This window comes from Nonomuraea sp. NPDC050783 (assembly GCF_040802095.1).
Classification (GTDB): Bacteria; Actinomycetota; Actinomycetes; order Streptosporangiales; family Streptosporangiaceae; genus Nonomuraea.
This window is the reverse complement of the sequence record NZ_JBFAHK010000001.1, coordinates 755,794-781,115: the sequence shown is the minus strand read 5'-3', so window position 1 is coordinate 781,115 and position 25,322 is coordinate 755,794. Positions and strand designations below refer to the sequence as shown.

Sequence of the window (25,322 nt, the reverse complement as noted above, 5' to 3'; positions counted from 1 at the left end):
GGCAGCCTAGCCGCTCCGCTCCGACAGCCGCCGGGCGAGCCAGCCGAGGGCCAGCGGGTAGCGGTACTCGATGCCGCCGTGCCCGGCGTCGAACAGCTCGAAGAAGACCCGCTCGTCCGGCACCCCGGCCGCCTCCACCGCGCGGCGGAAGGCGACCGCGCCGAAGTCCAGGTAGAACTCGTCCCGGCTGCCGGCGTCCACCCAGATGGCGCGCATCGAGCGCAGCGCCTCGGCGTGGCGCGGCTCGCGGGCCATGACCACCGGGTCGCGCGCCAGCCAGCGCGCCCACACCTCCGGCACGAGCGCGCCCGTGTCGTCGAACGGCAGCCGCACCGTGCCGTCCGCCTCGGCCGAGTACGCCGCCGCGTAGGCGTACATCTCCAGCAGTTCCAGGTCGCCCTCCCGGGTGCCGGGCAGCCGGGAGCGGAAGTCGGCGAGGAAGGCGTCGTAGGAGCCGTCGTACATGTCGCGCAGCCTGCGGGCCAGCGCCGGGAAGGCGTGCACCATGCTGACCTCGAACAACGCGTCCCCGGCGTGCGTGGCCAGCGCGCCGAACACGTGCGGGGCGAGCATCGCGGTCACCATCGCGCCGTAGCCGCCGCTGGACTTGCCGGTGACCGCGCGGTGGTCGCGGTCGGCGATGGTGCGGTAGCGGGCGTCCACCCAGGGCACGACCTCCTCGCACAGGTACGAGTGGTAGCGACCGGTGCCCGGCGAGTCGAGGTACTGGCTGCCGCCGAGCGCGGTCCAGGCGTCCACGTACACGACGATCGCGGGCGGCGCCTCGCCGGCCGCGAACAGCGCGTCGGCCAGCTCCGGGTAGGGCCGGCGGAACGGCGTGCGGTTGAGCCACATGGCGACGTGGCCGGTGTAGCCGAGCAGCACGTAGACGGAGGGGTAGCGGCGTTCGGGCTCGTCGTCGTAGCCCGGCGGGACGTACACCAGCAGCGGCCGCTCGTGCGGGTCGCCGAGCGGGTTGCCGCGCAGCAGCGCGCTGTCGATCACGTTGTGGTCCAGGCGGCCGGCCAGCTCGGCGGACCAGGGCAGCATGCGGATTCCCTTCGGCAGGTCGTCAGACGGAGTCGGTCACGGTGTCCACGCCGGTCTGGGTGACGGCGCGCCCGGAGACCAGGACGAGGACGAGCTCGCGCAGGTCGGCGATGCGTTCGAGCGGGTCGCCGCGCACCGCGATCAGGTCGGCCCGCTTGCCGGGCTCGACGGTGCCGGTGACCGCGCCCACGCCGCAGGCGTCGGCGGCCCGCGCGGTGGCCATCTCGATGATCTCCGCGTTGCCGAATCCGAGGCGCGCGAAGACCTCCAGCCCCGCCACGTAGCCGTCGGTGCGGTTGGCCACGCCCTGCGCCGCGAAGCCGGAGTCGGTGCCCGCGATGAGGCGCACCCCGGCCTCCCGCAGGGCGACGACGCTGTGCAGCCAGGCGTCCAGCACCTCCGCGCCGAGCGTGTCGCGCAGCCGCCCGGTCACGCCGTGGACGGTCGGGCAGACGTACGTGCCGCTGGCCGCCACCAGCTCGGCCAGCTCCCGGTCGTGGCGGTGGCCCGTGGCGGTGAAGAACGAGCAGTGCTCGATGGTGGTGACGCCCGCCTCGACCGCGCTGCGGATCGCCGCGTGCGCGTGGGCGTGCGCGGCCACGCCCTTGCCGCGCGTGGCGGCCTCCTCGACGACCGCGCGGATCTGCTCGGTGGTGTACTGGCGGACCCAGCTCGGCGGCGCGCCCGGCGTCATCAGGCCGCCGGAGGCCATGACCTTGAGGCAGTCGGCGCCGGCCCGCAGGTTCTCCCTGGCCACGCGGCGGATGGCGGGCAGATCGTCGGCCTCGCCGCCCATGTACCAGCAGTGGCCGCCGGTGAGCGTGATGGGCCTGGTGGCGGCGACCAGGTGCGGGCCGACGGCCAGGCCCTCCTCGATCGCGTCACGTAAGGCCAGGTCGAGGAAGCCGGGCGCGCCGAGGTCGCGGGCCGTGGTGACGCCGGCGGAGACGAGCTTGCGCGCGTTCTCGGCCATGCGCAGCAGCAGGTGGCGCTCGCTCTCCGCGCTGCGCCGCGTCACCGGATCGACCTTGTCGTCGAAGCCCAGGTGCACGTGCGCGTCGATGAGCCCCGGCAGCACCGTGCAGCCGGGCAGGTCGAGGACCTCGCCGGCCTCCCCGGGCCCGCCGGCGCCGCCGCGCGGCCCCACCGAGACGATCGTGGCGCCGTCGACGGCCACCTCGCCGTCCTGGACCACCTCTCCGGGGCGGCCGGTGAGCACCTTCGCGGCGCGAATGATCCGCATGACCCCCAGCCTGCCACAGCGGGGCTTAAGGAAGCGGGAAGGCGACCGTAAGCGCCGCGCGCGAACGTGGACCCATCGCGAACGACCGCGAACGACCTCACGGAGGCCCCGATGTCCCAGACCGCCGAGTACACCGTCACCCGCACCTTCGACGCCCCGCGCCGCCGCGTGTGGGACGCCTGGACCGAGCCGGAGGGCTTCGCGCGGTGGTTCGGCCCCCGCACGATGGCCACGCCGCTGGGCCGCATCACCCTGGACACCCGGCCCGGCGGGGTCTGGCGGGCCACGCTGGTCGGCGAGGAGGGGTTCGAGGTGACGCTCGACGGCCGCTACCGGGAGGTCAGCGCGCCCGGACGGCTGGTCTTCACCACCGGCGACCCGGACGCCCCGGGCGACGGGCCGGCGTCGGTGGTGACGGTGGACCTCACCGAGACCGGCGGGCGCACCGAGATGCGCTTCCACCAGTACGGCGTCAACACCGACCAGGAGCACGCCGAGCAGGCGAAGGCGGGCTGGATCGAGTTCTTCGAGCGCCTGGCCGAGCACGTCGAGCACCCTGAGCCCGCCGAGCACCCCGAGCGCACCCAGCCCGCCGAACCCGCTGAGCACACCGCGCCCGCCGCGCCCGCCGGGCGGTAGCTCACTCCAGCAGGCCGGGGGCGTCGTCCAGCTTGCGGGCCGCGCCCTCGGCGTACGCGGCCGCGTACGCCTCCTCGCCGAGCCCGTCGCGCACCCGCGCCGCGATCCGCTCGAACTCCGCCAGGTCGGACGGCCCGGCCGGAACGCCGTACTGCTCCCTGGCCGCCGCCGCCAGCCCCAGCAGCCGGGCCGCCCTGACGCTCGGCCCGCAGGCGGAGGCCGCGCCGACCACCGCGCCCGCCACGGTACGCGGGTCGCCGATCCTGAGCCCCGTGGTGATGGCCTCCTGCTGCATCGCGAGCGCGGCGGCCGGGTCGCCGCGCTGCTCGGTGAGGAGGCCCAGCTCGGTGAGCGTGTCGGGCAGGTGCAGGGACGGCTCGACGTCCGGGTCGCGCGGCACGCCCTCCAGGAGGCGCAGCAGGTGCCTCTCGGCCAGGTCGAGGTGGCCGGCGCGGCGGGCGGCGAAGGCCAGGCCCATCTCGCCCATGCTCTCGCCCACCTTGTAGCCCTGGTCGGCGGCCATCTTCCTGGCGCGCTCGCACAGCTCCATGGCGCGCTCGTACGCGCCGTCGCGCAGCGCCAGCCAGCCGAGCCAGGCCAGGTGCGTGGCGACCTCCGGCCACAGCCCGAGGTCCTCGGCCATGCGCAGCCCCTCGCCGAACAGCCGGCCGGCGCGCTCGACGTCGCCCGTCATCTCGGCGCCCGAGGCCAGCCACTCCGTGGCGCGCAGCAGCCCCCAGCGGTCGCCCAGCTCGGTGAAGATCCGGGCGCTGTCGCCCGCGCGGCGTTCCAGCGCCTCCTGGTCGCGCTGGGTGAAGGCGTCCTTGGCCTGGCGGGCGAGCGCCGCCGCCTCGCCCCACCGGTCGCCGGCGGCGCGGAAGGCCGCCAGCGCCCGGGCGTTGAGCTCCTGGCCGGTCGGCATGTCCCGGACGTGCATGCTCACGAACAGCTCGGCCCTGGCCCGCTCCCCCGGGTCGGCGACGGCCGCGAGCACCGGCCGCCAGTCGACCTCCTCGCCTAGCATCATCGCGAACCCGGCGTGCCAGGCCGCCGCCCGCGCCCGCGCCGGGGAGCCGGCTCCCGGCACCGCCAGGGCGGCGGCCAGCGAGCGCCGGCCCTCGGCCAGCCGGCCGCGCAGGAACCAGTACCAGGCCAGGGCGTTGGCCAGGCGGGCCGCGCCGTCGGCGTCGCCGGTGGTGACGGCGGTGTCGAGGGCGGCGCGCAGGTTCGCGGCCTCGGCGTCCAGGCGCAGCAGCCGCTCGCGCTGCTCGGGGCCGTACAGGCCGGGCTCGGCCTCCTCGGCCAGCGCCAGGTAGTGGCGCAGGTGGGCGCGGCGGACGGCGTCCACCTCGCCCGCCTCGGACAGCCTGGCCAGGCAGTACGCCGCCACCGACTCCAGCAGCCGGTAGCGCATCCCGGCGGGGGTGTCGGCGGCCACCACGAGCGAGCGGTCCACGAGCCGGGGCAGCAGGTCGAGCACGTCCGCCCCGGCGTCCCCCAGCTCCGCGGAGACCGCCTCGGCGGCCTCCAGCGAGCAGCCCTCGGCGTGCACCGCCAGGCGGCGCAGCACCCGGCGCTCGTCGTCCTGGAGCAGGTCCCAGCTCCAGTCGATCACCGCGGTCAGGGTCTGCTGGCGGGCCGGGGCGCCGCGCTGCCCGGAGGCCAGCAGCCGGAACCGGTCGTCCAGCCGGGCCACCACGCCCCGCACGCCCAGCGCCCGCACCCGGGTGGCGGCCAGCTCCAGCGCCAGCGGGATGCCGTCCAGGCGGCGGCAGAGCTGCGCCACCGCCTGCGCGTTGCCCGCGTCCAGCGCGAAGCCGCGGGCGGAGGCGGCGGCGCGGGCCACGAACAGCCGGACCGCGTCCGAGCGCGCCATCGCGGCCAGGTCCGTGCTGGTCGGCACCCCCAGCGGGGGCACGCTCCACAACACCTCGCCGGCCACGGCCAGCGGCTCCCTGCTGGTGGCCAGGACGCGCAGGTCGGGGCAGGCGCGCAGGAGCAGCTCGGCCAGCGCGGCGACCTCCTCGACGACGTGCTCGCAGTTGTCGAGGACGAGCAGGGCGCGGCGCTCCCGGAGCGCGCCGGCGAGCTGCCCCGCCACGTCGGCGGCGTCCGCGCCCTCCCGGATGTCCAGCGCGGCCATGACGGCCTCGGCGGGCGTCCGCGAGCCCGGCCCGGTGCCCGCCGGGCGCGGCCCGGCCTGGTCCAGCTCCACCAGCCAGGCGCCGTCGGCGAAGTCGTCCAGGAGCCGGTCGGCGGCGGCCAGGGCCAGCCGGGTCTTGCCGACGCCGCCGCTGCCGGTGAGCGTGACCAGCCGCTCCTCGCGGACCAGCGCGCACACCTCGGACAGCGCCTCGTCCCTGCCGATCAGCCTGCTCACGGTGGCGGGCAGGTTCGTCAGCGGCCGTCCGGCGGGGACGCTGAGCGACGGGTCCTGCGCGAGGATCGCCCGGTGCAGCGCCACGAGCTCGGGCCCGGGGTCGAGCCCCAGCTCCTCGGCCAGCCGCTCGCGCAGCTCGGCGTAGCCGGCCAGCGCCTCGCTCTGCCGGCCCACCCGGTACAGCGCCCGCATGTGGACGGCGCGCAGCCGCTCCCTGAGCGGGTACCGGGTCACCAGGTCGCCCAGCTCCCCCACCAGCAGCCCGTGCTCGCCCAGCTCCAGCCGGGCCTCGGCGTGCCGCTCCAGCGCCGACAGCCGCTGCTCCTCCAGCCGCAGGACGGCCGGGCGGGTGTACTCCTCGTCGGCGAAGTCCGCGTACGCGGGCCCCCGCCACAACGCCAGCGCCTCCCCCAGCAGCCCGGCCCGGTCCCGCGGGCCGCCGGCGGACTCGGCCCTGGCCAGCAGCTCGGCGAATCGCCCGGCGTCCACCGCCCCGGGGTCGGGGCGCAGCAGGTAGCCGGGGGCGCGCGAGACCACCAGGTTCTTGCCGCCCGGCTCGGCGTCCTCCAGGGCCTTGCGGAGCTGGGACACCCGCACCTGGAGCGCGGCCGCCGGGTTGCCCGGCGGCTCCTCGCCCCACAGGTCGTCCACCAGCCGGTCGGCCGACACCGGGTGGCCCTCGTGGACGAGCAGGTCCACCAGCAGCGCCCGTACCTTGAGGCCGGGGACGGTCACGGCCTCGCCGGCGTCGGTCCACACGGCCAGCGGCCCCAGCACCCCAAAACGCATGTTCGATACCTTATGCGGGGCTTCGTGGCCGCGAGAAGGACATCAACCGCCCGGGGAGGGCGCGGGCGGGGCCTTGCGGGCCGAGCCGCGGTAGAGGGCGGCGTCGTAGCGCCGCTCGTTGTCGGCCAGCTTGTCGCGGGCCGCCGCCAGCAGGTCCACGCCCAGCACGTCGGCCAGGCGTACCAGGTAGAGGGTCACGTCCCCCAGCTCGGCCCGCATCCGGGCCAGCGCCTGCGGCCCGGGATCGGCGGACTCGGCGGCGGTGAGCCACTGGAACTCGGCCACCAGCTCCCCCACCTCGCCCGCCAGCGCCATCGCGAGGTTCTTGGGCGTGTGGAACTGCTCCCAGTCGCGGGCGCGGGCGAAGTCGCGCAGGCGGGCGGCGAGGTGCTCCAGATCCGTCGTCACGCCGCCCGACCCTACCCGCGCCGGCTACCCGAGGCGGGCGGTGCTCTCACGGACGATCAGCTCCGTGGCCAGCTCGACGCGCTTGGTCTCCGGGGCCTCGCCGCGCCCCATCGCCAGCACCGTACGGGTCGCCAGCGCCGCCATCTCCTGCAACGGCTGCCGGACGGTGGTCAGGGGCGGCCAGGCGGACTTGGCCAGGGGCAGGTCGTCGAAGCCCACCACGCTCAGGTCCTCCGGCACCCGCAGCCCGCGCTGCCGGGCGGCCTCGAAGACGCCGAAGGCCATCAGGTCGCTGCCGGCGAAGATGGCCGTGGGCGGCTCGGGCAGGTCGAGCAGGGCGTGCCCCTCGTCGTGCCCCGACTCGACGAGGAAGGTGCCCCGGCGGACCAGCTCGGGCACGAGCGGGACCCCGGCCGTCTCCAGGGCGGCGCGGTAGCCGTCGATGCGGGCCTGGCTGCAGAGCATGTCGGCGGGGCCGCTGATCATGCCGATCCGGCGGTGGCCCAGCTCCAGCAGGTGGCGGGTGGCCGACAGGCCGCCGTTCCAGTTGGTGGCGCCGACGGAGACCACGCCGGGGGCGGGCTCGCCCTCCGGGTCCACCACGGCGAACGGCAGCGAGCGGGCGCTGAGCTGCGCCTGGATGCCGGTGGACAGCCGGGAGGCCACGATCACCACGCCGTCGGTGCGGCGGGCGGCCAGGCGTTCGAGCCAGTCGCGGCCGGGCCCGGCGTGGGTGTGCAGGACCGAGATGACGACGCTGGCCCCGCCCTCGTGGGCGGCGCTCTCCGCGCCGCGGACGATCTCCATGGCCCACGGCGACTCGACCTCGGCGAACACCAGGTCGACCAGCCCCGCCGGGGTGTCGTCCTGGCTGACCCGGCGCTGGTAGCCGTGCTCCTGGAGGAGCCGCTCCACCTTGTGGCGGGTCGCCGGGGCTACTTCCGGGCGCCCGTTGATGACCTTCGAGACCGTGGGGATGGAGACCCCCGCCTCTTCCGCGATCAGTGCGATCGTGACCCGCCTCTTCGCTGACACGATCGGGAGTGTATCCGAAAGTTTCGGTTTGGCGTCGCTCGGACCGGGGGTGTTGACGCTTTACGCGCCGTTTACCTAAGCTCCGCTCAAAGAAAGTATCGGGGGTTTCACGAAAGTTTCGTACCACCAGCTCCGCCGGCTCCGCCTAGCAGAGAAGGGACCCCATCCATGAAACGCAGTTTGGTGTTGATCGCGACCGCAGTGCTGATGGCCGGCTGTGGAAGCGGCGGTGGGGGCACCGCGACCTCAGGGTCGAGTGGGGGCGCCCCGGCGAAGGTGACGCTCGAATGGTGGCACCTGTCCACCGCCGAGCCGCTCAAGACCCTGTGGGCGCAGCGGGCCAAGGAGTTCATGGCCCAAAACCCCAATGTCACCATCAAGGCGACGGTCCTGGAGAACGACGCCTACAAGGCCAAGCTCACCACGATCACGCAATCGGGCAAGGCCCCCGACATCTTCGCCACCTGGGGCGGCGGCGTGCTCAAGCAGCAGATCGACGCGGGCCTGGTGAAGGACATCAGCGGCGACGTGGCCGACATCCTGCCCGGCTTCACCACCGCGTCGCTGGCGGCGTACCAGTTCGACGGCAAGACCTACGGCCTGCCGACCGACATCGGCATGGTCGGCTTCTGGTACAACAAGAAGCTCTTCAGCAAGGCCGGCATCTCGCAGCCCCCCGCCACCTGGGCGGAGTTCCTCGGCGACGTCAAGAAGCTCAAGGCCGCGGGCGTCACGCCCATCGCGCTGGCCGGCAAGGAGAAGTGGCCGGGCCACTACTACTGGGCCTACCTCGCCATGCGCATCGGCGGTCTCGACGCGCTCAAGAAGGCGGCGACGGACAAGAACTTCAACACCCCCGACTTCGTCGCCGCCGGGCAGCAGGTCAAGGCCCTGGCCGACCTGCAGCCGTTCCAGAAGGGCTTCCTCGGCGCGTCGTACTCCAGCCCCGACGGCCAGTCGGCCACGGTGAGCAACGGCAAGGCCGCCATGGAGCTGATGGGCCAGTGGGCCCCGGCCGTCCAGAAGGACTCCGGCAAGGGCCTCGGCGACGACCTCGGCTTCTTCCCCTTCCCGACCGTGGACGGCGGCAAGGGCTCGGGGATGGACGTGTTCGGCGGCGGCGGCGGCCTGGCGGTCGGCGCGGACGCCCCGAAGGAGGCCCTGCAGTTCGTCAGGTTCATGACCGAGATGGGCAACCACTCCAAGGCCGTCGAGGCCGGCGGCGTGCTGCCGGTGCTGAAGGGCGAGGAGAACGCGGTCAAGGACCCCAACCTCAAGCAGGTCGCCACGATGCTGGCCAGCGCCACCGGTTTCCAGCTCTACCTGGACCAGGCGTACCCGCCCGCCGTCGGCCAGCAGGTCAATGACAGCGTGGCCGAGCTGATCGCCGGGACCAAGACGCCCGAACAGGTCGCCCAGGCCGTGACCGAAGTGGCCAAGAGCGAAGAATGACGACACTCACCCGAGGGCCGGAAGCGGTCAAGCTTCCGGCCCCCGCCCCTGCTCCCCGGCAGCGCGGCCGGCTGCTGACGATCACCCTGTTCGTCCTGCCCGCGCTGGTCCTGTTCCTGCTGCTGGTCGTGGCGCCGATCCTGGTGGCCTTCTACGCCAGCCTGTTCCGCTGGAACGGCTTCGGCGGCCTGCCCACCAACTTCATCGGCCTCGACAACTTCACCCGGCTGTTCGGCACCGAGATCTTCCGGCGGGACCTGTGGCACCTGCTGGTGCTGGTGCTGTTCTCGGTGCTGGTGCAGCTCCCGTTCTCGCTGGCCATCGCGATGCTGCTGAACCAGCGCATCCGGGGCCGGGCGTTGTACCGGCTGGTGTTCTTCGCGCCGTACGTGCTCTCCGAAGTCATCACCGGCGTGCTGTTCTCGCTGATCCTCGCGCCCGACTCCGGCATGGCCAACCAGATCCTGTCGTTGTTCGGCGCCGACTCCGAGTGGCTGGCCGACCCGGACACCGTGATGCCGTCGCTGTTCCTCGTCATGACCTGGAAGTACTTCGGCTTCCACATGATGATCTACCTGGCCGGCCGGCAGAACATCCCCAACGAGCTGGTCGAGGCCGCCCAGATCGACGGCGCGAGCAGCTGGAAGACCTTCCGGCACATCACGCTGCCGCTGCTCGGGCCGACGATCCGGATCAGCGTCTTCCTGTCCGTCATCTACACGATCCAGCTGTTCGACCTGGTGTGGATCCTGACCCAGGGCGGCCCGTCGCACTCGTCGGAGACGATGGCGGTGACCATGTTCGAGTGGGGCTTCAAGCGCTCCCAGGTCGGCTACGCCAGCGCGATCAGCGTCGTGATGTTCCTGCTGAGCCTCGTCTTCGCCCTCTTCTACCAGCGCTTCGTCATGCGCCGCGACCTGGAGGGCGCGACCACCAACCTCGGAGGCCGCCGATGACGCACGGCAAGAAGCCCGCCCCCCGGCGCAACACGCTGCCGCTGCACGCCGTCGCGTGGATCGTCGGCGCGTTCATCCTCATCCCGGTGATCTACGCCGTCCTCGGCGGGTTCAAGCAGAACAGCGAGCTGTCCACCAACCCGTTCGGGCTGCCGTCGTCGTGGATGACCGGCAACTACACCGAGGTGCTCGCCTCGGGCTCGTTCTGGCTGCAGCTCTGGAACAGCATGTTCATCGCGGTCACCACCACCGTGATCACGGTCGGGGTGGCGGCGCTGGCCGGGTTCATCTTCGCCAGGTTCGCCTTCCGGGGCAGGGAGGCGCTGTTCACGCTGTTCACGGCGGGGCTGATGTTCCCGTTCGCGGTGGCGATCCTGCCGATCTTCGTGCTGCTGCGCACGTTCGGCCTGCTCGGCAACCCGCTCGGCGTCATCCTGGTGCAGGCCGCCTTCGGCCTGCCGCTGACGATCATCATCCTGCGCGGCTTCTTCCGGAGCATCCCGGGCGAGATCGAGGAGGCCGCCATCATCGACGGCTGCAGCCCGTTCGGGTTCTTCTGGCGGATCCTGCTGCCCATGGCCAAGCCCGCCGTCGCCACCGTCTCGGTCCTGGCGATCGTGGGGAGCTGGAACAACTTCATGCTGCCGCTGGTGGTCTTCACCGAGGAGGCCAACTGGACCCTGCCGCTGGGCATCCAGCAGTTCCAGGGCCAGTACGCCTCCGACACCGCCCGCATCCTCGCCTACCTCGTCCTGGCCATGGTCCCGGCGCTCGGGTTCTACGCCGTGGCGGAACGTCACCTGGTCGGCGGCCTCACCGCCGGCGCCACGAAGGGATGACCTCTCACATGCTGCACGTGTCCGGAACCCACCTCGTCACGGACGACGACACGCCTGTACGGCTCCGCGGGGTGGGCCTCGGGGGCTGGATGAACATGGAGAACTTCATCACCGGCTTCCCGGCCAGCGAGACCGCCATGCGCGAGGCGGTGCGCGACGTGCTCGGCGAGGAACGGGCGGAGCTGTTCTTCGACCGCCTGCTGACCTCGTTCTTCACCGAGCGGGACGCCGAGCTGCTGGCCGGGCTCGGCATGAACTGCGTGCGCATCCCCGTCAACTACCACCACTGGGAGGCCGACGAGCGGCCCTTCGAGATCGACCCGCGCGGCTTCCGGCACCTGGACCGGGTGATCGGCCTGCTCGGCGAGCACGGCATCTACAGCGTGATCGACCTGCACGCGCTGCCCGGCGCCCAGAACCAGCACTGGCACTCCGACAACCCCACCCACGTGGCGGGGCTCTGGCGGCACCGCCACTTCCAGGACCGGGTCGTGCACCTGTGGGAGGTCCTGGCCGACCACTACCGGGACAACCCCTGGGTGGCCGGCTACAACCCGGTCAACGAGCCGGCCGACGTGACCGGCCAGGTGATCGGCCCCTTCTACGACCGCCTGGTGAAGGCGGTGCGGGACGCCGACCCGCACCACGTCCTGTTCCTGGACGGCAACACCTACTCCACCGACTTCTCGATCTTCCGCGAGGTGTACGAGAACACGGTGTTCGTCATGCACGACTACGCCCTGGCCGGCTTCGCCCACGGCGGCCCCTACCCCGGCTACACCCGGGGCGAGTGGTGCGACCGGGACGAGCTGGAGCGCACGTTCGCCAAGCGCTCCCGCTTCCAGCGCGAGACCGGCACGCCGCTGTGGGTGGGCGAGTTCGGGCCGGTCTACACGGGGGACCCCGCCGTCGACGCGCAGCGGTACCAGGTCCTGCGCGACCAGCTCGCGATCTACGACGCGCAGGGCGTGGGCTGGTCGTTGTGGACGTACAAGGACGTGGGGCTGCAGGGGCTGGTCCACGCCGCGGGCCCGTACGTGGACAGGTTCGGGCCCTTCATGACCAAGAAGCGGCGGCTCGGCGCGGACCGCTGGGGCTCGACCATGGAGGAGGCCGCCGACGTGCTCTCGCCGGTGCACGAGCTGATCGAGACCGAGTTCCCCGGCTGGGACCCCTACCCGTGGGGGGCCCGCTACCAGAGCGACGACCTGATCCGGCACATCCTGTTCGCGCAGGCGCTGCTGCCCGAGTACGCCGAGCTGTTCAGGGGCCTCGGCGACGACGAGCTGGTCGCCCTCGCGGACTCGTTCCTGCTGGAGCGGTGCGTGCGCCGCGAACCCCTGCTGGAGCTGCTGGCGGACAACCTCTCACGGTGACGACCACCACACCGTGAACCCGTAGACAGGCTGACGGTAGGCTGCCCTAATTAGGTGAGGCTTCCCTCAGTGCTGTGGAGTGTGTGTCGGTGTTCGCCAGCTATCTCATCGGACTGCGCGAGGGCCTGGAGGCGTCGCTCGTCGTCTCGGTCCTCGTCGCGTTCCTCGTCAAGAGTGACCGCCGGGACCGGCTTCCCCAGGTCTGGGCCGGTGTGGGCGTGGCCGTCGCGCTGTCGGTCGCGTTCGGGGCGCTGCTGACCTTCACGGCGGCCCACCTGGAGTACACGGGGCAGGAGCTGTTCGAGGCGATCGCCTCGCTGCTGGCCGTCTGCTTCGTCACCTGGATGATCTTCTGGATGCGGCGGGCGGCCCGCGCGCTCTCCGGCGAGCTGCGCGGCAGGCTGAGCGACGCCCTCGCCATGGGCCGGCTCGCCGTGGTCGTCATGGCGTTCCTCGCCGTCGCCAGGGAGGGGCTGGAGACCGCCCTGCTCTTCTTCGCCTCCGTGCAGGGGGCCACGGCGACCGCCGCGCCGCTGGTCGGCATCACGCTGGGCGTGCTCACCGCCGTGGCCATCGGCTGGGGGTTGTACCGCAGCGCCATCAGGGTCAACCTCACCCGGTTCTTCACCTGGACCGGGCTGCTGCTGATCCTGGTGGCCGCCGGCATCTTCAAGTACGGCGTGCACGACCTCCAGGAGGCCGGCGTGGTGCCCGGCCTGAACGCGCTCGCCTTCGACCTCAGCGCCGCGCTGCCCGCCGACTCCTGGTACGGGGCGCTGCTGGCCGGGATGTTCAACATCACCCCGCAGCCGAGCGTCGCCGAGCTCGCCGTCTGGGCCCTCTACCTGGCGCCCGCCCTCTTCCTCTTCCTCCGCCCCCAGCGGACCTCCGCGCCCAGCGCGGCCTGAACAGGAGCATCATGCGTACCGTCCTCCGCCTGTCCGCCGGCGTGCTCGCCCTGGCGGGACTGACCGCCTGCGGCTCCACCTCCGGGGGAGCCGCCCCGTCCGCGTCCGGCGGGCCGGGGAAGATCGCCGTGGCCGCGAGCGACACCGAGTGCAAGGTGCCGGTCACGGAGGTCCCCGCGGGCACCACGACGTTCACCGTCACCAACGGCGGCAGCAAGGTGACCGAGTTCTACGTGCTCGCGGCCGGTGACCGGATCATGGCCGAGGTCGAGAACATCGTGCCCGGCCTGACCAGGGAGCTCATCGCCGAGCTGCCGGCGGGCACGTACGAGACCGCGTGCAAGCCCGGCATGGTGGGCAAGGGCATCCGCAACCCGCTCAAGGTCACCGGCGAGCACAAGGCGCTCACCACGGACGCGCGGCTCGCCGAGGCCGTCGCCAGCTACAAGCGCTACGTCAAGACGCAGAGCGACACGCTGCTGGTCAAGACGCAGGAGTTCGTGGACGCCGTCAAGGCCGGGAAGATCGACGAGGCCAAGGCGCTGTACCCGGTGGCGCGGACGTACTGGGAGCGCATCGAGCCGGTCGCGGAGATCTTCGGCGACCTGGACCCGGCGATCGACGCCCGCGAGGCGGACCTGGCCGACGGCGAGAAGTGGACCGGTTACCACCGGATCGAGAAGGACCTGTGGATCCGCAAGGACGTCGGCGACTCCGGCCCGATCGCCGACAAGCTGATCGCCGACGTCAAGACCATCGTCGCCAAGGCCAACGCCGCCGAGCTCACCCCGCTCAACCTGGCCAACGGCGCCAAGGAGCTGCTCGACGAGGTGGCCACCGGGAAGATCACCGGCGAGGAGGACATCTGGTCGCACACCGACCTGTGGGACTTCGCCGCCAACCTCGAAGGCTCCAAGGCCGCCGTGCAGTCGCTCCGCCCGGTGCTGGAGGAGCGGGCCCCCGACCTGGTCAAGACGCTGGACGAGAAGTTCGCCGCGGCCGAGGCGGCGCTGGAGGCGCACCGGAAGGGCGACGGCTGGCAGTTGCACAACGAGCTGTCGAAGGCCCAGCTCAAGACCCTGTCGGACGCGATCAACGCGCTGGGCGAGCCGATCAGCAGGATAGCCCCGGTGGTGGCGAAGTGACGCGGGGCGGGCCGGCGGGCCGGCTGAGCAGGAGGAGCCTGTTCGGGCTGGGCGCGGCCGGCGCGGCGGCGGTCGGGGCGGGCGCGGTGGCCGGCGGCTCGCTGCTGGACGATCCGCCCGTCGCGCACGCCTCCTCGACCTCCGACCCCTACCCCTTCTACGGCGAGCACCAGGCGGGCATCGTCACGCCCGCCCAGGACCGCCTGCACTTCGTCGCCTTCGACGTCACCACCGACCGGCGCGCCGAGCTGGCCGAGCTGTTGCAGGAGTGGACGGCCGCGGCGGCCCGGCTGACGCAGGGCAAGGACGCGGGCACGTTCGGCGCGGTGGGCGGCGCCCCGGAGGCCGCGCCCGACGACACCGGCGAGGCGCTGGGGCTGCCCGCCTCGGGGCTGACGCTGACCGTCGGGTTCGGGCCGTCGCTGTTCGACGACCGGTTCGGGCTGGCGGGCAAGCGGCCCGCCGCCCTCGCCGACCTGCCGAAGTTCCCCGGCGAGCAGCTCATCCCGGAGATCTCCGGCGGGGACCTCTGCGTGCAGGCGTGCGCGCACGACCCCCAGGTCGCGGTGCACGCCATCCGCAACCTGGCCAGGATCGGCTTCGGCCGGGTCTCGGTACGCTGGTCGCAGCTCGGCTTCGGCCGGACCTCCTCCACCTCCCGCGCCCAGGCCACCCCGCGCAACCTCATGGGCTTCAAGGACGGCACCAACAACCTGAAGCTGGAGGACGCCGACCTGCTGCGCGAGCAACTGTGGGCGGCCCCCGGCGACGGCCCGGCGTGGATGGCGGGCGGCACCTACCTGGTCACCAGGAAGATCCGCATGACGATCGAGACCTGGGACCGCACGTCGCTGGCCGAGCAGGAGCAGATCTTCGGCCGGGACAAGGGCGAGGGCGCGCCGCTGGGCGGCAGGCGCGAGTTCGACCCGCTGGACCTCGCCGCCCGGCGGCCGGACGGGCAACCGTACGTCCCGGACAACGCCCACATCCGGCTGGCCCACCCCAGCGCGCACGGCGGCGCGCACCTGCTGCGCAGGGGCTACAACTTCGTGGACGGCTCCGACGGGCTCGGCCGGCTGGACGCCGGGCTGTTCTTCATCGCCTACCAGCGCGACCCGCGCAAGCAGTTCGTCCCGGTACAGATGAGTCTGGCCAAGAACGATCGCCTCAACGAGTACATCAAGCACGTCTCCAGCGGGCTGTTCGCCTGCCCGCCGGGGGTGCGGGACGCCGGTGACTATTGGGGACGCGCGCTGTTCGAGTGACGGAAGTGTCGGCCGGTTCTGATAGGACAGGACCCGTCAGCCCCCCGACCGAGGACTTCCCCCGATGAAGATCGAGTACGACTCCTCCTACGGCTACCAGCACCAGTACGGCGAGAGCTACGCCGGCCTGCCGGTGGTCCACGTGCTTGAGTCCCCGCCCGCCGATCCGCCCGCAGATCCGCCCGCAGACGCCGGCGCGGTCGCCTGGCGGATCTGCGCGAGCGACTGGGGCGACGGCTCCTTCGGCCGCGTCTCCGACGCCTTCGACGCGTTCTTCGAGCGGGCCGACGCCGGGCGGGTCACCGCGATCGTCATCGGCGAGTGGGAGGAGTGCTACCAGGCGTCCTCCGCCCCCATCGTCGAGCGCCTGGTGCGGGAGGCCGGCCGGCTGCCCGCGCTGCGCGCGCTGTTCCTCGGCGCGATCAGCAGCGACCGGGCCGAGATCTCATGGATCCAGCAGTGCGACGTGACGCCGCTGCTGGAGGCCTACCCGAAGCTGGAGCGCTTCGAGGTGCGCGGCGGCTCCGGGCTGGAGCTGCGGCCCTTCCGGCACGAGGCGCTGCGCATGCTGCGCGTCGAGACCGGCGGGCTCCCCGGCGAGGTGACCAGGGCCGTGGCCGCCGCCGACCTGCCCGCGCTTGAGCACCTGGAGCTGTGGCTCGGCGTCCCCGACTACGGCGGCACCACGACCGTGGCCGACCTCGGCCCGATCCTGCGCGGCGAGCGCCTGCCCGCCCTGCGCCACCTCGGGTTGCAGGACAGCGAGCTCCAGGACGAGCTCGCGGCCGCCGTGGCGTTCGCGCCGGTCGTGGCCCGGCTGGAGTCGCTGGCGCTGTCCATGGGCGTCCTCACCGACGAGGGCGCGGCGGCGCTGCTCACCGGCCAGCCGCTCACCCACCTGCGCCGGCTCGACCTGCACCACCACTACCTCTCCGACGAGATGATGCGGCGGGTCGCCGAGGCCCTGCCCGGCGTGGAGGTGGACCTGTCCGACCAGGAGCAGCCGGACGAGGACGACGGCGAGGAGTGGCACTACGTGGCGGTGAGCGAGTGATGGAGATCCTGATCGACCCGGCCGAGCAGCCCAGCCACTACGAGACCTACCGGGAGTCGTACGCCGGCCTGCCGGTCGCCGACGCGCCCTGGCCGGAGGACGACGAGGGTCCGCGGCCCGAGGCGGGGGCGGCCGCCTGGCGGCTGTCCGGCCACGAGTGGGACGACGACGGCGCCGCCAACATCGCCGAAGCCCTCGACTGGTTCTTCGAGCACGTCGACGCCGAGCGGGCCAGGGCGCTGGTCGTCGGGCAGTGGGAAGACTGCTACGAGGTCGACTCCTCGGCGATCGTCGCCCGCCTGGCCCGGGAGGCCGGCCGGCTGCCCGCGCTGCGCGCGATCTTCCTGGGCGCGATCTCGCCCGAGGAGTCCGAGATCTCGTGGATCCAGCAGTGCGACGTGACGCCGCTGCTGGAGGCGTTGCCGGGGCTGGAGCGCTTCGAGGTGCGCGGCGGCTCCGGGCTGGAGCTGCGGCCCTTCCGGCACGGGGCGCTGCGCATGCTGCGCGCCGAGGCGGGCGGGCTGGGCGGCGGCTTCGTCCGCGCGGTGGCCGGCAGCGACCTGCCCGCGCTGGAGCTGCTGGAGCTGTGGTTCGGCGTCCCCGACTACGGCGGTGACGCCGGGGTGGGCGACCTGGCGGGGATCATGAGCGGCGAGCGGCTGCCCGCCCTGCGCCACCTGCGGTTGCAGAACGGCGGCTTCCAGGACGACGTGGCGGCCGCCCTGGCCGTGGCCCCGGTCGTGGCGCGGCTGGAGACGTTGAGCCTGTCGATGGGCTCGCTCGGTGACGAGGGCGCGGAGGCGCTGCTCAGCGGGCAGCCGCTCACCCACCTGCGGCGGCTCGACCTCCGGCACCACTACATGTCGAGGGAGATGATGCGGCGCGTCCGCGAGGCCCTGCCGGGGGTGGAGGTCGTGCTGTCCGAGCCCGAGGACCGGGAGCGCTCATGGCGGTTCGTGGAGGTGAGCGAGTGACGGTCCCGGCCGGTGGCGCCGGGGCGGCCGGTGGCGCGGGGCCGATGGCGGCCGACGGTGCGGGGGCGGTGGTGCGGCTGGCCGTGGTGGGGGTGCCCGGGGATCGGCGGGTGACGATGTTCCGCGACGCGGCCGTCGCCGCCGGGCTGGCGGAGCCGTCCGTGCTGCCGTGGCGTGACGTGCTGGCCGGCCGGGAGCTGCGCGTGCCCGAAGGGGCGTTGCTGCGCGTCGACTCGCCCGGCGAGGACGCCGAGACCGACGCGCTGCTGCGCGGCCCCGGCGATCCGGCGCGGGTGGGCGGCGGCGCGCGCTGGTACGCCGCGTTCACCGCCGGGCTGGCGCGGGTGGCGGCGCTGCCCGGCGTGCGGCTGCTGGGCGACGCGGGCGAGATCGCCGTCATGTTCGACAAGCGGCGCTGCCACGCCCTGCTGCGCGACGCCGGGGTGCCGGTGCCGCCAGGCTTCGCCGCCTCCTCCTACGGCGAGCTGCGGGAGGGCATGGCGCGCGAGGGATGGACGCGGGTGTTCGTCAAGCCCGCGCACGGGTCGTCGGCGTCCGGGGTGATCGCGTTGCAGGCGCGCGGCGACCAGGTCATGGCCGTGACCTCGGCGGCCTGGGGGCCGGAGGGCGGGCTGTTCAACTCGCTGCGGGTCCGGACGTACACCTCGTGGGAGGAGGTGCGGCGGGTCGTGGACGTGCTGGCCGGCGACGGGCTGCACGTGGAGCGCTGGTTCCCGAAGGCGTCCTACGGCGGGAGCACGTTCGACCTGCGGGTGGTGACCGTGGCCGGGCGGCCGACGCACGCCGTGGTGCGCACCAGCCGCGTCCCGATGACCAACCTGCACCTCGGCGGGCGGCGCGGCGACCTCGGGGTGGTCCGGTCGCGGGCGGAGCTGTGGGAGCGGGTGCTGGAGGTGTGCGCGCGGGCGGCGGCGTGCTTCCCCGCGAGCCTGGCGACCGGGGTGGACGTGATGGTCGGCGCCGACTGGCGGTCGGTGGCCGTGGCGGAGGTCAACGCGTTCGGCGACCTGCTGCCCGGTCTGGGGGATCTGTCGGGGCACGGGCGCGACACCTACGCCGAGCAGGTCCACGCCGTCCTGGCGGGAGCCGCGGCATGAGCGGCACGAGCGGCACGAGCCCCGCGAACGGCACGAGCCCCGCGAGCGGCGCGAGCGGCATCGGCGGCCTGGACATGAACGCCGTCGTGGGCACCCACGACATCCTGCTCGTCACCCTCGACACGTTGCGCTACGACGTGGCCGCCGAGCTGGCTGGGGCCGGGCTGCTGCCCGGCCTGCTGCCGCCCGGCGTGACCTGGGAGCGGCGGCACAGCCCCGGCAGCTTCACCTACGCCGCGCACGCCGCCATGTTCGCCGGCTTCCTGCCCACGCCGGTGGCGCCGGGGCCGCATCCGCGGCTGTTCGCGGCCACGTTCCCGGGCAGCGAGACCACCTCCCCCGGCACGTGGGTGTTCGACGCGCCCGACCTGCCCGCGGGGCTGGCCCGGGCCGGCTACCACACGGTGTGCGTCGGCGGCGTCGGGTTCTTCAACAAGCTGACGCCGCTCGGGTCGGCGCTGCCGGGGCTGTTCGCGGAGAGCCACTGGGAGCCGGAGTTCGGCGTGACCGACCCCCGCTCGCTGGAGCACCAGATCGACCGGGCCGCGGAGGTGCTGGCGCGGGCGCGCGGGCGGGTGTTCCTGTTCGTCAACGTCTCGGCGCTGCACCAGCCCAACCACTTCTACCTGCCGGGCGCCACCGGCGACACACGGGAGAGCCACGCCGCGGCCCTGCGGTACGTCGACCGGCACATCGGGCGGCTCTACGCGCTCATGCGCCGCCCGTGCCTGGTCATCGTCTGCTCCGACCACGGCACGGCGTACGGGGAGGGCGGGCACGTCGGGCACCGCGTCGGCCACGAGGTGGTCTGGACGGTCCCGTACGCCGAGTTCGTACTGGAGGATCATGCCGCCGCATGAGAGCCCCTACCAGGGCTACGTCTACGCCTACCCGCACAAGACCGCCTACCGGCCGCTCGACCCCCGGCCGCCGCTCAAGGAGGTCTGGGCCGGGGAGCGGCCCGGCGCGCTCTACGTGCACATCCCGTTCTGCGAGATGCGCTGCGGCTTCTGCAACCTGTTCACCCGCACCGGCGCGCCGGAGGAACTGGTCGCCGCCTACCTCGACACGCTGGAGCGCCAGGCGGTGCGGGTGCGGGACGCGCTGGAGGAAGCCGCCTTCACCACGGCGGCGTTCGGCGGCGGCACGCCGACCTACCTCGCCGCGGGCGAGCTGGCCCGGCTGTTCGACCTGACCGAGCGGGCGATGGGGGCCGACCTGGCGGCGATCCCGCTGTCGGTGGAGACCTCCCCCGCCACCGCGACCCCCGACCGCCTGGCCGTGCTCGCCGAGCGCGGCACCACGCGCGTCTCCATCGGCGTGCAGAGCTTCATCGACGCCGAGGCCCGCGCGGCCGTCCGCCCCCAGAGGCGCGCCGAGGTGGAGGCCGCGCTCGACACGATCCGCGCGTCCGGGGTGCCGGTGCTCAACATCGACCTCATCTACGGCATCGACGGCCAGACGGTGGACTCCTGGCTCCACTCCCTCGAAGCGGCGCTGGCCTGGCGGCCGGAGGAGCTCTACCTCTACCCGCTCTACGTCCGCCCGCTGACCGGGCTCGGCAAGCGGGGCCGCGCCTGGGACGACCAGCGGCTGGAGCTGTACCGGGCGGGCCGCGACCGGCTGGCGGCGGCCGGCTACGAGCAGGTCTCCATGCGCATGTTCCGCCTGCCCGGCACCGCCTCGGCCACCGAGTACGACTGCCAGGCCGACGGCATGGTGGGCCTGGGGTGCGGCGCGCGCTCCTACACGAGCACGCTGCACTACTCCTTCGAGTACGCGGTGGAGGCGCGGCACGTCCGCTCGATCATCGACGGCTACGTGCGCGGGGCGGACTTCGGCGTGGCGAACGTGGGCTTCGCGCTCACGCCCGGCGAGCGCAGGCGGCGGCACCTGCTCCAGTCGCTGTTGCAGGCCGAGGGGCTGTCGCGGGCGCTCTACCGCGAGCGGTTCGGCACCGACGTGCTGGCGGACTTCCCGCTGCTGGCCGGGCTCTCATCGGCCGATCCCCCATCCGCCGAGCCCCCATCCGCCGGGCTCTCGTCGGCCGGGCCCCCATCCGCCGGGCCCCCATCGGCCGGGCCGGTGCCTGCCGCCGGATCCCCGCCCGCCGGGCCCCCGCCGGCGTGGCCGTTGGCGGGCCGGCTGGTCGTGGACGACGAGACGGTCCGGCTCACGCCGGAAGGGCTGGCGTACTCCGACGCGATCGGCCCCGCCCTGTTCTCCCCGCGCGTCAGGCGCCTCATGGACGAGTACGCGCCGTGCTGACGATCCTCTACCGCGGCCCGCTGGCGAGCTGCGACTACGACTGCGCCTACTGCCCGTTCGCCAAGCGGCGCGACACGCCCGAGCAGCTGCGGGCCGACCGGGCGGCGCTGGAGCGGTTCGCGGCGTGGGTGGCCGGCCAGCCCTTCCAGGTGTCGGTGCTGTTCACACCGTGGGGCGAGGGGCTGGTGCGGTCCTGGTACCGGCGGGCCCTGGTCGAGCTGTCGTGGCTGCCGAACGTCACCCGGGTCGCCATCCAGACCAACCTGAGCTGCCGCACCGGCTGGCTCGCCGAGGCGTCGCCGGAGCGGGCGGCGCTGTGGGTGACGTACCACCCGACGCAGGTGCCGTACGAGCGGTTCCTGGCCAAGGTGCGCTCGTTGCCGGTGCGGCACAGCGTGGGCATCGTGGGCGATCCCGCGCACCTGCCGCACGCGCGGCGGCTACGGGCGGACCTGCCCGCCTCGACGTACCTGTGGGTGAACGCCGAGGAGGGCCGCCTCTACACCGACGCCGAGGCGGCCGAATGGTCGCGGATCGACCCGCACTTCCACTACAGCCGCTTCGCGCACCCGAGCGCCGGGCTGCCGTGCCGGACCGGGCAGGACGTGATCTCGGTGAGCGGCGACGGCACCGTGCGCCGCTGCCACTTCGTCCCGGAGGTGCTGGGCAACCTCTACGACGGCACCTACCGCCCGGCGCTGCGCCCCCGCCCCTGCCCGGCGGCGGCCTGCGACTGCCACATCGGCTACGTCCACCTGGAGCCGCTCGCCCTCTACGACCTCTTCGCCGGCGGCGTCCTCGAACGCGTCCCCGCGACCTGGCCCCTCTGACCGCCTCCGCCCGGCCCCTGTCCCTCCGGTCGCGCGTCCGGCCGCCCAACCTTTCGCCCTCTCCCCCGCGTCGGTACGGGCGAGAGGAGTCGTCTTGGACCGCAATGACAGCTTCCGCGAGTTCGTCGCCGCCCATCAGCAGTCGCTGATGCGGACGGCGTACCTGCTCACGGGAGACGCCCACCTCGCCGAGGACCTGTTGCAGAGCGTCCTGCTCAAGGTGCTCGGCCGCTGGCCCAAGCTGGCGCACGTCGCCAGCCCGCAGGCGTACGCCCGCAAGGCGCTGGTCAACCAGTACATCTCGTGGCGGCGCCGCCCGATGCGGGCCGAGGTGCCGAGCGCCGAGCCGCCGGAGCGGTCCTACTCCAGCGAGGAGTCCACGCTCGTCCGGCTCGCCGTGCGGCGGGCACTCGCGCAGCTCCCGCCCAGGCAGCGGGCGGTGATCGTGCTGCGCTACTACGAGGACCTGACCGAGCACGAGACCGCCAGACTGCTGGGCTGCTCGCTCGGCACGGTCAAGAGCCAGGCCCACAACGCCCTGGCCCGGTTACGCGCCCTGGCGCCGGAGCTGGCGCCCAGGTTCGCCGCGTTGGAAGAGCTGAAGGGGACGAAGCCATGATCTGGCTGCGGGACGTACTGGACGAGCTGGCCGACGAGGCGCCCCGGGCGGACCTGGCCGAGCGGACGATCAGGATCCGCGAGCGGCGCCGCCGCCGGGCCGTCTCGCTGGTGGCGGCGGCCGCCGTCGTCGCGATCGCGCTCGCCGCGACGGCCGCCGTACGGCTGCTGCCCGGCGAGCCGGACGCGGCGGGCCGCCCGTCCGGCGGCGAGGTGAGCGACCTGCCGGCGCGCGGCGTGGGGCCGCTGAGCCACGCCTACCTGACGTACTGCCGGCCGGAGCGGGGCGCGGCGCCGCGTGGCTGCGTCCACGGCGGCTGGCGGGTGGTGACGCGGGGCGGCAGGACGTACCGGCTGGCGGACGCCCTGCGCAGCTCCCCGACCGGCCTGCGGAACAGCCCGCTCGCGATCAGCCGGGACGGCCGCAAGGTGGCCTACTACAAGGCGGCGGCGGGGACGTTCGTGGTGCGCGACCTCGCCACCGGCGCCGTGAAGGCGGCCCCCACCCGGGTGCCCCGGGCCTGGCTGGGCAGCTTCGCCCACCTGCTGCTCTCGGACGACGGCCGCTTCCTGGCCTTCACCAAGGCACCCCGGCTGAAGGACCCGGCCATGCTGTTCGACCTGCGCGAGCGCATGGCCCGCCCGCTGCCGAACGGCTGGAACCCCATCGGCCTCTCCCCCGACGGCGGGACGATCACCCTGGCCGAGTACGCCCCCAAGACCCGGTTGCAGGTGATGACCCACCTGTGGCGGACGTCCACGGCGGGCAACGGCAAGGCCGTGGACGTGAGCGGGCACTACCTGGCCGGCGGCCTGGGCCCGGACGGGAGGAGCGTGGCCGCGCTGGAGGTCGCCTCCGTCCCGGGCACCGGATGCACCAGGAGCGGCGGCGATCTCGTGCACCTCGACCTGGAGACCGGCCGGACTCTGCGGAGGGTCGCCATCCGGGGCGTGTCGCTGACGGACCACCACGCCTACCTGCGGAGCTGGGTCGGCACCGACGAGATCACGCTGCTCACCTCACCCTTCCGGTGCAGGACCGACTCCGGCAAGCAGGACGGCCCCGCCGAGGAGGGGGAACGGCTGGACCCGCCTTACGTCCCCTTCACGGCCTACGCCCTGAACGTCCGTACGGGCGAGACCCGCAGGCTCGCCACGTACACGGCCCAGGACTCCTTCTACCTGGTGCTGCCCGGCTTCCCGGGAACGCTCTGACGAGGCGGCCGCCCGGGCCGCCGGGTCAGGTCTCGCGCTCGGGGTGGTAGTCCTTCTCCTCGACGCCGAACGTCCAGGCGACGCCCTGCCTGGCGCGCTGGATCCACGGCGGCACCCGCAGGAAGTAGGTGCGGCGGGTGCCGTCGGGCTCGGGCGTGGAGTTGACCACCTCCACCATGGTGATCGGCTCGTCGTCGGGCAGCTCGATGCGCCACAACACGCCCGTCTCGTCCCGTTGCAGCGGCCGGGCGCCGGACTCGGCCAGGTAGCGGTCGAGGCCGAAGTGCTCCAGCATGGCCCGGCGCAGCTCGGCGTTCTCCTCGGCGCGGATGCGCTCCGGGGTGAGCTCCCGCATGGACGCGCCGAAACCGGCGGGCACCGGCATGCCGTGCCAGGCGTGCAACGCGAACCCGTCGGCGTAGGCCAGGGCGGGCCCGTCCGCCCGGTGCAGCCGCCCGAGGTCGTCGAGGTGCAGCTCGACGGGCCGCTCGGTGACGACCGCCACCCGCTCGTACGGCCACCACCACCCGGCACACCCGGCCACCCGCCTGAGCCCCTTGAGCCCACCGCCCTCGCCGAGCCCGCCGCCCCGCTCGCGCCCGCCGTCCCTGTCGTGGCCGCCGAGCCCGCCGTTCCGCTCGCGCCCGCCGTTCCCGTCGTGGCCGCCGAGCCCGCCGTCCCGCTCGCGCCCGCCGTCCCCCTCGTGGCCGCCGTCCCGCTCGTGGCCGTCGAGCTTGTCGAAGGCGGCGAGCCAGGGCGCGTCGTGCTGCCCCAGCACCGCGTCCAGCGTCACGCGCCGCAGCTCTTCCCCGCCCAGCTCGGCCAGCCCCCGCCGGATGGCCGTGATGAGCCGGTCGGCCTGCGGCCACAGCCGCCCGCCGGTCTCGTCCCAGAGCGCCGCCCACCCCGCCGGGCCGAGCTCCGCGTACGCGGCCCGCCGCGCCCGCTCCCAGGGTGCGGTCCGCACCGCCTCCCGCACCACCCGGCCGGGCTCCCCGAGCCCGCGCAGGACCTCGAAGACGGCCGCCCGCCCACCTCCGGCACCCGCCGTCCCGTCCCCGGCACCCGCCGCCCAGCCTCCGGCGCCCACCGTCTCGCTTCCAGCACCCGCCGTCCCGTCCCCGGCGCCCGCCGTCTCGCTTCCAGCACCCGCCGTCCCGTCCCCGGCGCCCGCCGTCCCGCCTCCGGCGCCCGCCGCCGGCCGCCGCTCCTCGGCCGCGGCCTGCTCCAGCGCCGCCCGCCGCTGGTCGTCACCGCTCAGCCAGGCGGCCGCAAGGGCTCCGGCGGCGGGTGAGGGCAGCACGACCACGTGCCGCGGCTCGGCGAGCCCCGCCTCCCGGTACGCCTCCCGCACCCCCTCCTCGGCCCCGGCCCCGGCCCCCGCGCCGGTGGCCACGGCGGCCCGCTCCCACGTCAGCGTCTCCATCAGTCGGCCACCACCCGGTAGGACCCGGGCACGTACTCGCGCTGCCGGACCACCCGGTACCAGCCCTTGGGCAACGAGATCGCGGCGTGCTCCTCGTGCACGAGCCTGCCGCCCTCCGGCAGGTGCAGGAAGCCGCCGGCGAGCGTGCCGGGGCCCGGAATGGCGTGGCAGTGCCCGGTCGCCTCGCCGTACGCCAGCACCAGCCGCCCGCGCGCGTCTCTCGGCTCGGGACGTGCCGTGCGCGGCGCGGCCTCCTCGGGCACGGGCACGATCAGGATGTCGCCCTGTCGGTACATCGACCAACCTCCGTCGTCGGGGGGATGATCGCAAGCTA

At 73.8% G+C, this 25,322-nt stretch carries 23 protein-coding genes; 16 read left to right on the top strand and 7 right to left on the bottom strand.

Annotated features, from left to right (window positions below):
* Positions 1-6: 6 nt before the first annotated feature.
* Positions 7-1,050: an alpha/beta hydrolase gene (locus AB0H75_RS03610; protein WP_367789668.1), complete on the bottom strand. Its 1,044-nt coding sequence runs from the start codon at positions 1,048-1,050 to the stop codon at positions 7-9.
* Between the two features lie 22 nt (positions 1,051-1,072).
* Positions 1,073-2,293, bottom strand: coding sequence for an amidohydrolase family protein (locus AB0H75_RS03605; RefSeq protein WP_367789665.1), 1,221 nt, complete (start codon positions 2,291-2,293; stop codon positions 1,073-1,075).
* Positions 2,294-2,404: 111 nt separating this feature from the next.
* On the opposite strand from AB0H75_RS03605, the gene AB0H75_RS03600 reads away from it, so the two are divergent.
* Positions 2,405-2,932, top strand: a complete 528-nt coding sequence (locus AB0H75_RS03600; protein ID WP_367789661.1) for an SRPBCC domain-containing protein — start codon at positions 2,405-2,407, stop codon at positions 2,930-2,932.
* A 1-nt stretch (position 2,933) separates the two neighbouring features.
* Here AB0H75_RS03600 and AB0H75_RS03595 read toward each other — a convergent pair whose 3' ends face one another.
* The 3 genes from AB0H75_RS03595 to AB0H75_RS03585 are packed head-to-tail and all read right to left on the bottom strand — an operon-like array spanning position 2,934 to position 7,544.
* Entirely contained in the window at positions 2,934-6,101 is a 3,168-nt protein-coding gene (locus AB0H75_RS03595) for a BTAD domain-containing putative transcriptional regulator (RefSeq protein WP_367789657.1), read from the bottom strand.
* Between the two features lie 42 nt (positions 6,102-6,143).
* On the bottom strand, positions 6,144-6,509 hold the full coding sequence (locus AB0H75_RS03590; RefSeq protein ID WP_367789654.1) for a nucleotide pyrophosphohydrolase: 366 nt from the start codon (positions 6,507-6,509) through the stop codon (positions 6,144-6,146).
* A gap of 24 nt (positions 6,510-6,533) precedes the next feature.
* Positions 6,534-7,544: a LacI family DNA-binding transcriptional regulator gene (locus AB0H75_RS03585; protein ID WP_367789651.1), complete on the bottom strand. Its 1,011-nt coding sequence runs from the start codon at positions 7,542-7,544 to the stop codon at positions 6,534-6,536.
* Positions 7,545-7,820: 276 nt separating this feature from the next.
* Between AB0H75_RS03585 and AB0H75_RS03580 the strand changes: the two genes are divergently transcribed.
* From AB0H75_RS03580 to AB0H75_RS03510, 15 genes are all read left to right on the top strand, one after another.
* The gene (locus AB0H75_RS03580; RefSeq protein ID WP_367789648.1) at positions 7,821-8,996 is read left to right on the top strand and encodes an extracellular solute-binding protein; all 1,176 of its coding nucleotides are present in this window, start codon (positions 7,821-7,823) and stop codon (positions 8,994-8,996) included.
* On the top strand, positions 8,993-9,952 hold the full coding sequence (locus tag AB0H75_RS03575) for a carbohydrate ABC transporter permease (protein WP_367789645.1): 960 nt from the start codon (positions 8,993-8,995) through the stop codon (positions 9,950-9,952). The genes AB0H75_RS03580 and AB0H75_RS03575 overlap by 4 nt, the downstream gene beginning before the upstream one ends.
* Positions 9,949-10,791, top strand: a complete 843-nt coding sequence (locus AB0H75_RS03570) for a carbohydrate ABC transporter permease (RefSeq protein WP_367789642.1) — start codon at positions 9,949-9,951, stop codon at positions 10,789-10,791. The genes AB0H75_RS03575 and AB0H75_RS03570 overlap by 4 nt, the downstream gene beginning before the upstream one ends.
* An 8-nt stretch (positions 10,792-10,799) precedes the next feature.
* A complete protein-coding gene (locus tag AB0H75_RS03565; RefSeq protein WP_367789640.1) occupies positions 10,800-12,167 on the top strand; it encodes a glycoside hydrolase family 5 protein in 1,368 nt (455 codons plus the stop codon).
* 89 nt (positions 12,168-12,256) lie between these two features.
* A complete protein-coding gene (efeU, locus tag AB0H75_RS03560) occupies positions 12,257-13,075 on the top strand; it encodes an iron uptake transporter permease EfeU (RefSeq protein ID WP_367789637.1) in 819 nt (272 codons plus the stop codon).
* Positions 13,076-13,086: 11 nt separating this feature from the next.
* Entirely contained in the window at positions 13,087-14,220 is a 1,134-nt protein-coding gene (gene efeO, locus AB0H75_RS03555; protein WP_367789634.1) for an iron uptake system protein EfeO, read from the top strand.
* The gene (efeB, locus tag AB0H75_RS03550) at positions 14,217-15,485 is read left to right on the top strand and encodes an iron uptake transporter deferrochelatase/peroxidase subunit (protein WP_367789631.1); all 1,269 of its coding nucleotides are present in this window, start codon (positions 14,217-14,219) and stop codon (positions 15,483-15,485) included. The genes efeO and efeB overlap by 4 nt, the downstream gene beginning before the upstream one ends.
* 64 nt (positions 15,486-15,549) lie before the next feature.
* Entirely contained in the window at positions 15,550-16,539 is a 990-nt protein-coding gene (locus AB0H75_RS03545; protein ID WP_367789628.1) for an STM4015 family protein, read from the top strand.
* Positions 16,539-17,513, top strand: a complete 975-nt coding sequence (locus tag AB0H75_RS03540; protein ID WP_367789626.1) for an STM4015 family protein — start codon at positions 16,539-16,541, stop codon at positions 17,511-17,513. Before AB0H75_RS03545 ends, AB0H75_RS03540 begins: the two co-directional genes overlap by 1 nt.
* Positions 17,510-18,631, top strand: coding sequence for an STM4014 family protein (locus AB0H75_RS03535; protein WP_367789624.1), 1,122 nt, complete (start codon positions 17,510-17,512; stop codon positions 18,629-18,631). Before AB0H75_RS03540 ends, AB0H75_RS03535 begins: the two co-directional genes overlap by 4 nt.
* A 74-nt stretch (positions 18,632-18,705) precedes the next feature.
* On the top strand, positions 18,706-19,491 hold the full coding sequence (locus AB0H75_RS03530) for an STM4013/SEN3800 family hydrolase (RefSeq protein WP_367790476.1): 786 nt from the start codon (positions 18,706-18,708) through the stop codon (positions 19,489-19,491).
* Positions 19,478-20,899, top strand: coding sequence for an STM4012 family radical SAM protein (locus tag AB0H75_RS03525; protein WP_367789621.1), 1,422 nt, complete (start codon positions 19,478-19,480; stop codon positions 20,897-20,899). Before AB0H75_RS03530 ends, AB0H75_RS03525 begins: the two co-directional genes overlap by 14 nt.
* Positions 20,893-21,729, top strand: a complete 837-nt coding sequence (locus AB0H75_RS03520; RefSeq protein WP_367789617.1) for an STM4011 family radical SAM protein — start codon at positions 20,893-20,895, stop codon at positions 21,727-21,729. Before AB0H75_RS03525 ends, AB0H75_RS03520 begins: the two co-directional genes overlap by 7 nt.
* A gap of 94 nt (positions 21,730-21,823) precedes the next feature.
* Positions 21,824-22,348: a SigE family RNA polymerase sigma factor gene (locus AB0H75_RS03515; RefSeq protein ID WP_367789614.1), complete on the top strand. Its 525-nt coding sequence runs from the start codon at positions 21,824-21,826 to the stop codon at positions 22,346-22,348.
* Positions 22,345-23,562, top strand: coding sequence for a hypothetical protein (locus AB0H75_RS03510; protein ID WP_367789612.1), 1,218 nt, complete (start codon positions 22,345-22,347; stop codon positions 23,560-23,562). Before AB0H75_RS03515 ends, AB0H75_RS03510 begins: the two co-directional genes overlap by 4 nt.
* 25 nt (positions 23,563-23,587) lie before the next feature.
* On the opposite strand, the gene AB0H75_RS03505 is transcribed toward AB0H75_RS03510, so the two are convergent.
* Together AB0H75_RS03505 and AB0H75_RS03500 are read right to left on the bottom strand one after the other, a co-directional pair.
* On the bottom strand, positions 23,588-24,988 hold the full coding sequence (locus AB0H75_RS03505) for a DUF6745 domain-containing protein (protein WP_367789609.1): 1,401 nt from the start codon (positions 24,986-24,988) through the stop codon (positions 23,588-23,590).
* A complete protein-coding gene (locus AB0H75_RS03500) occupies positions 24,988-25,284 on the bottom strand; it encodes a hypothetical protein (protein WP_367789606.1) in 297 nt (98 codons plus the stop codon). The genes AB0H75_RS03505 and AB0H75_RS03500 overlap by 1 nt, the downstream gene beginning before the upstream one ends.
* Positions 25,285-25,322 lie beyond the last annotated feature (38 nt).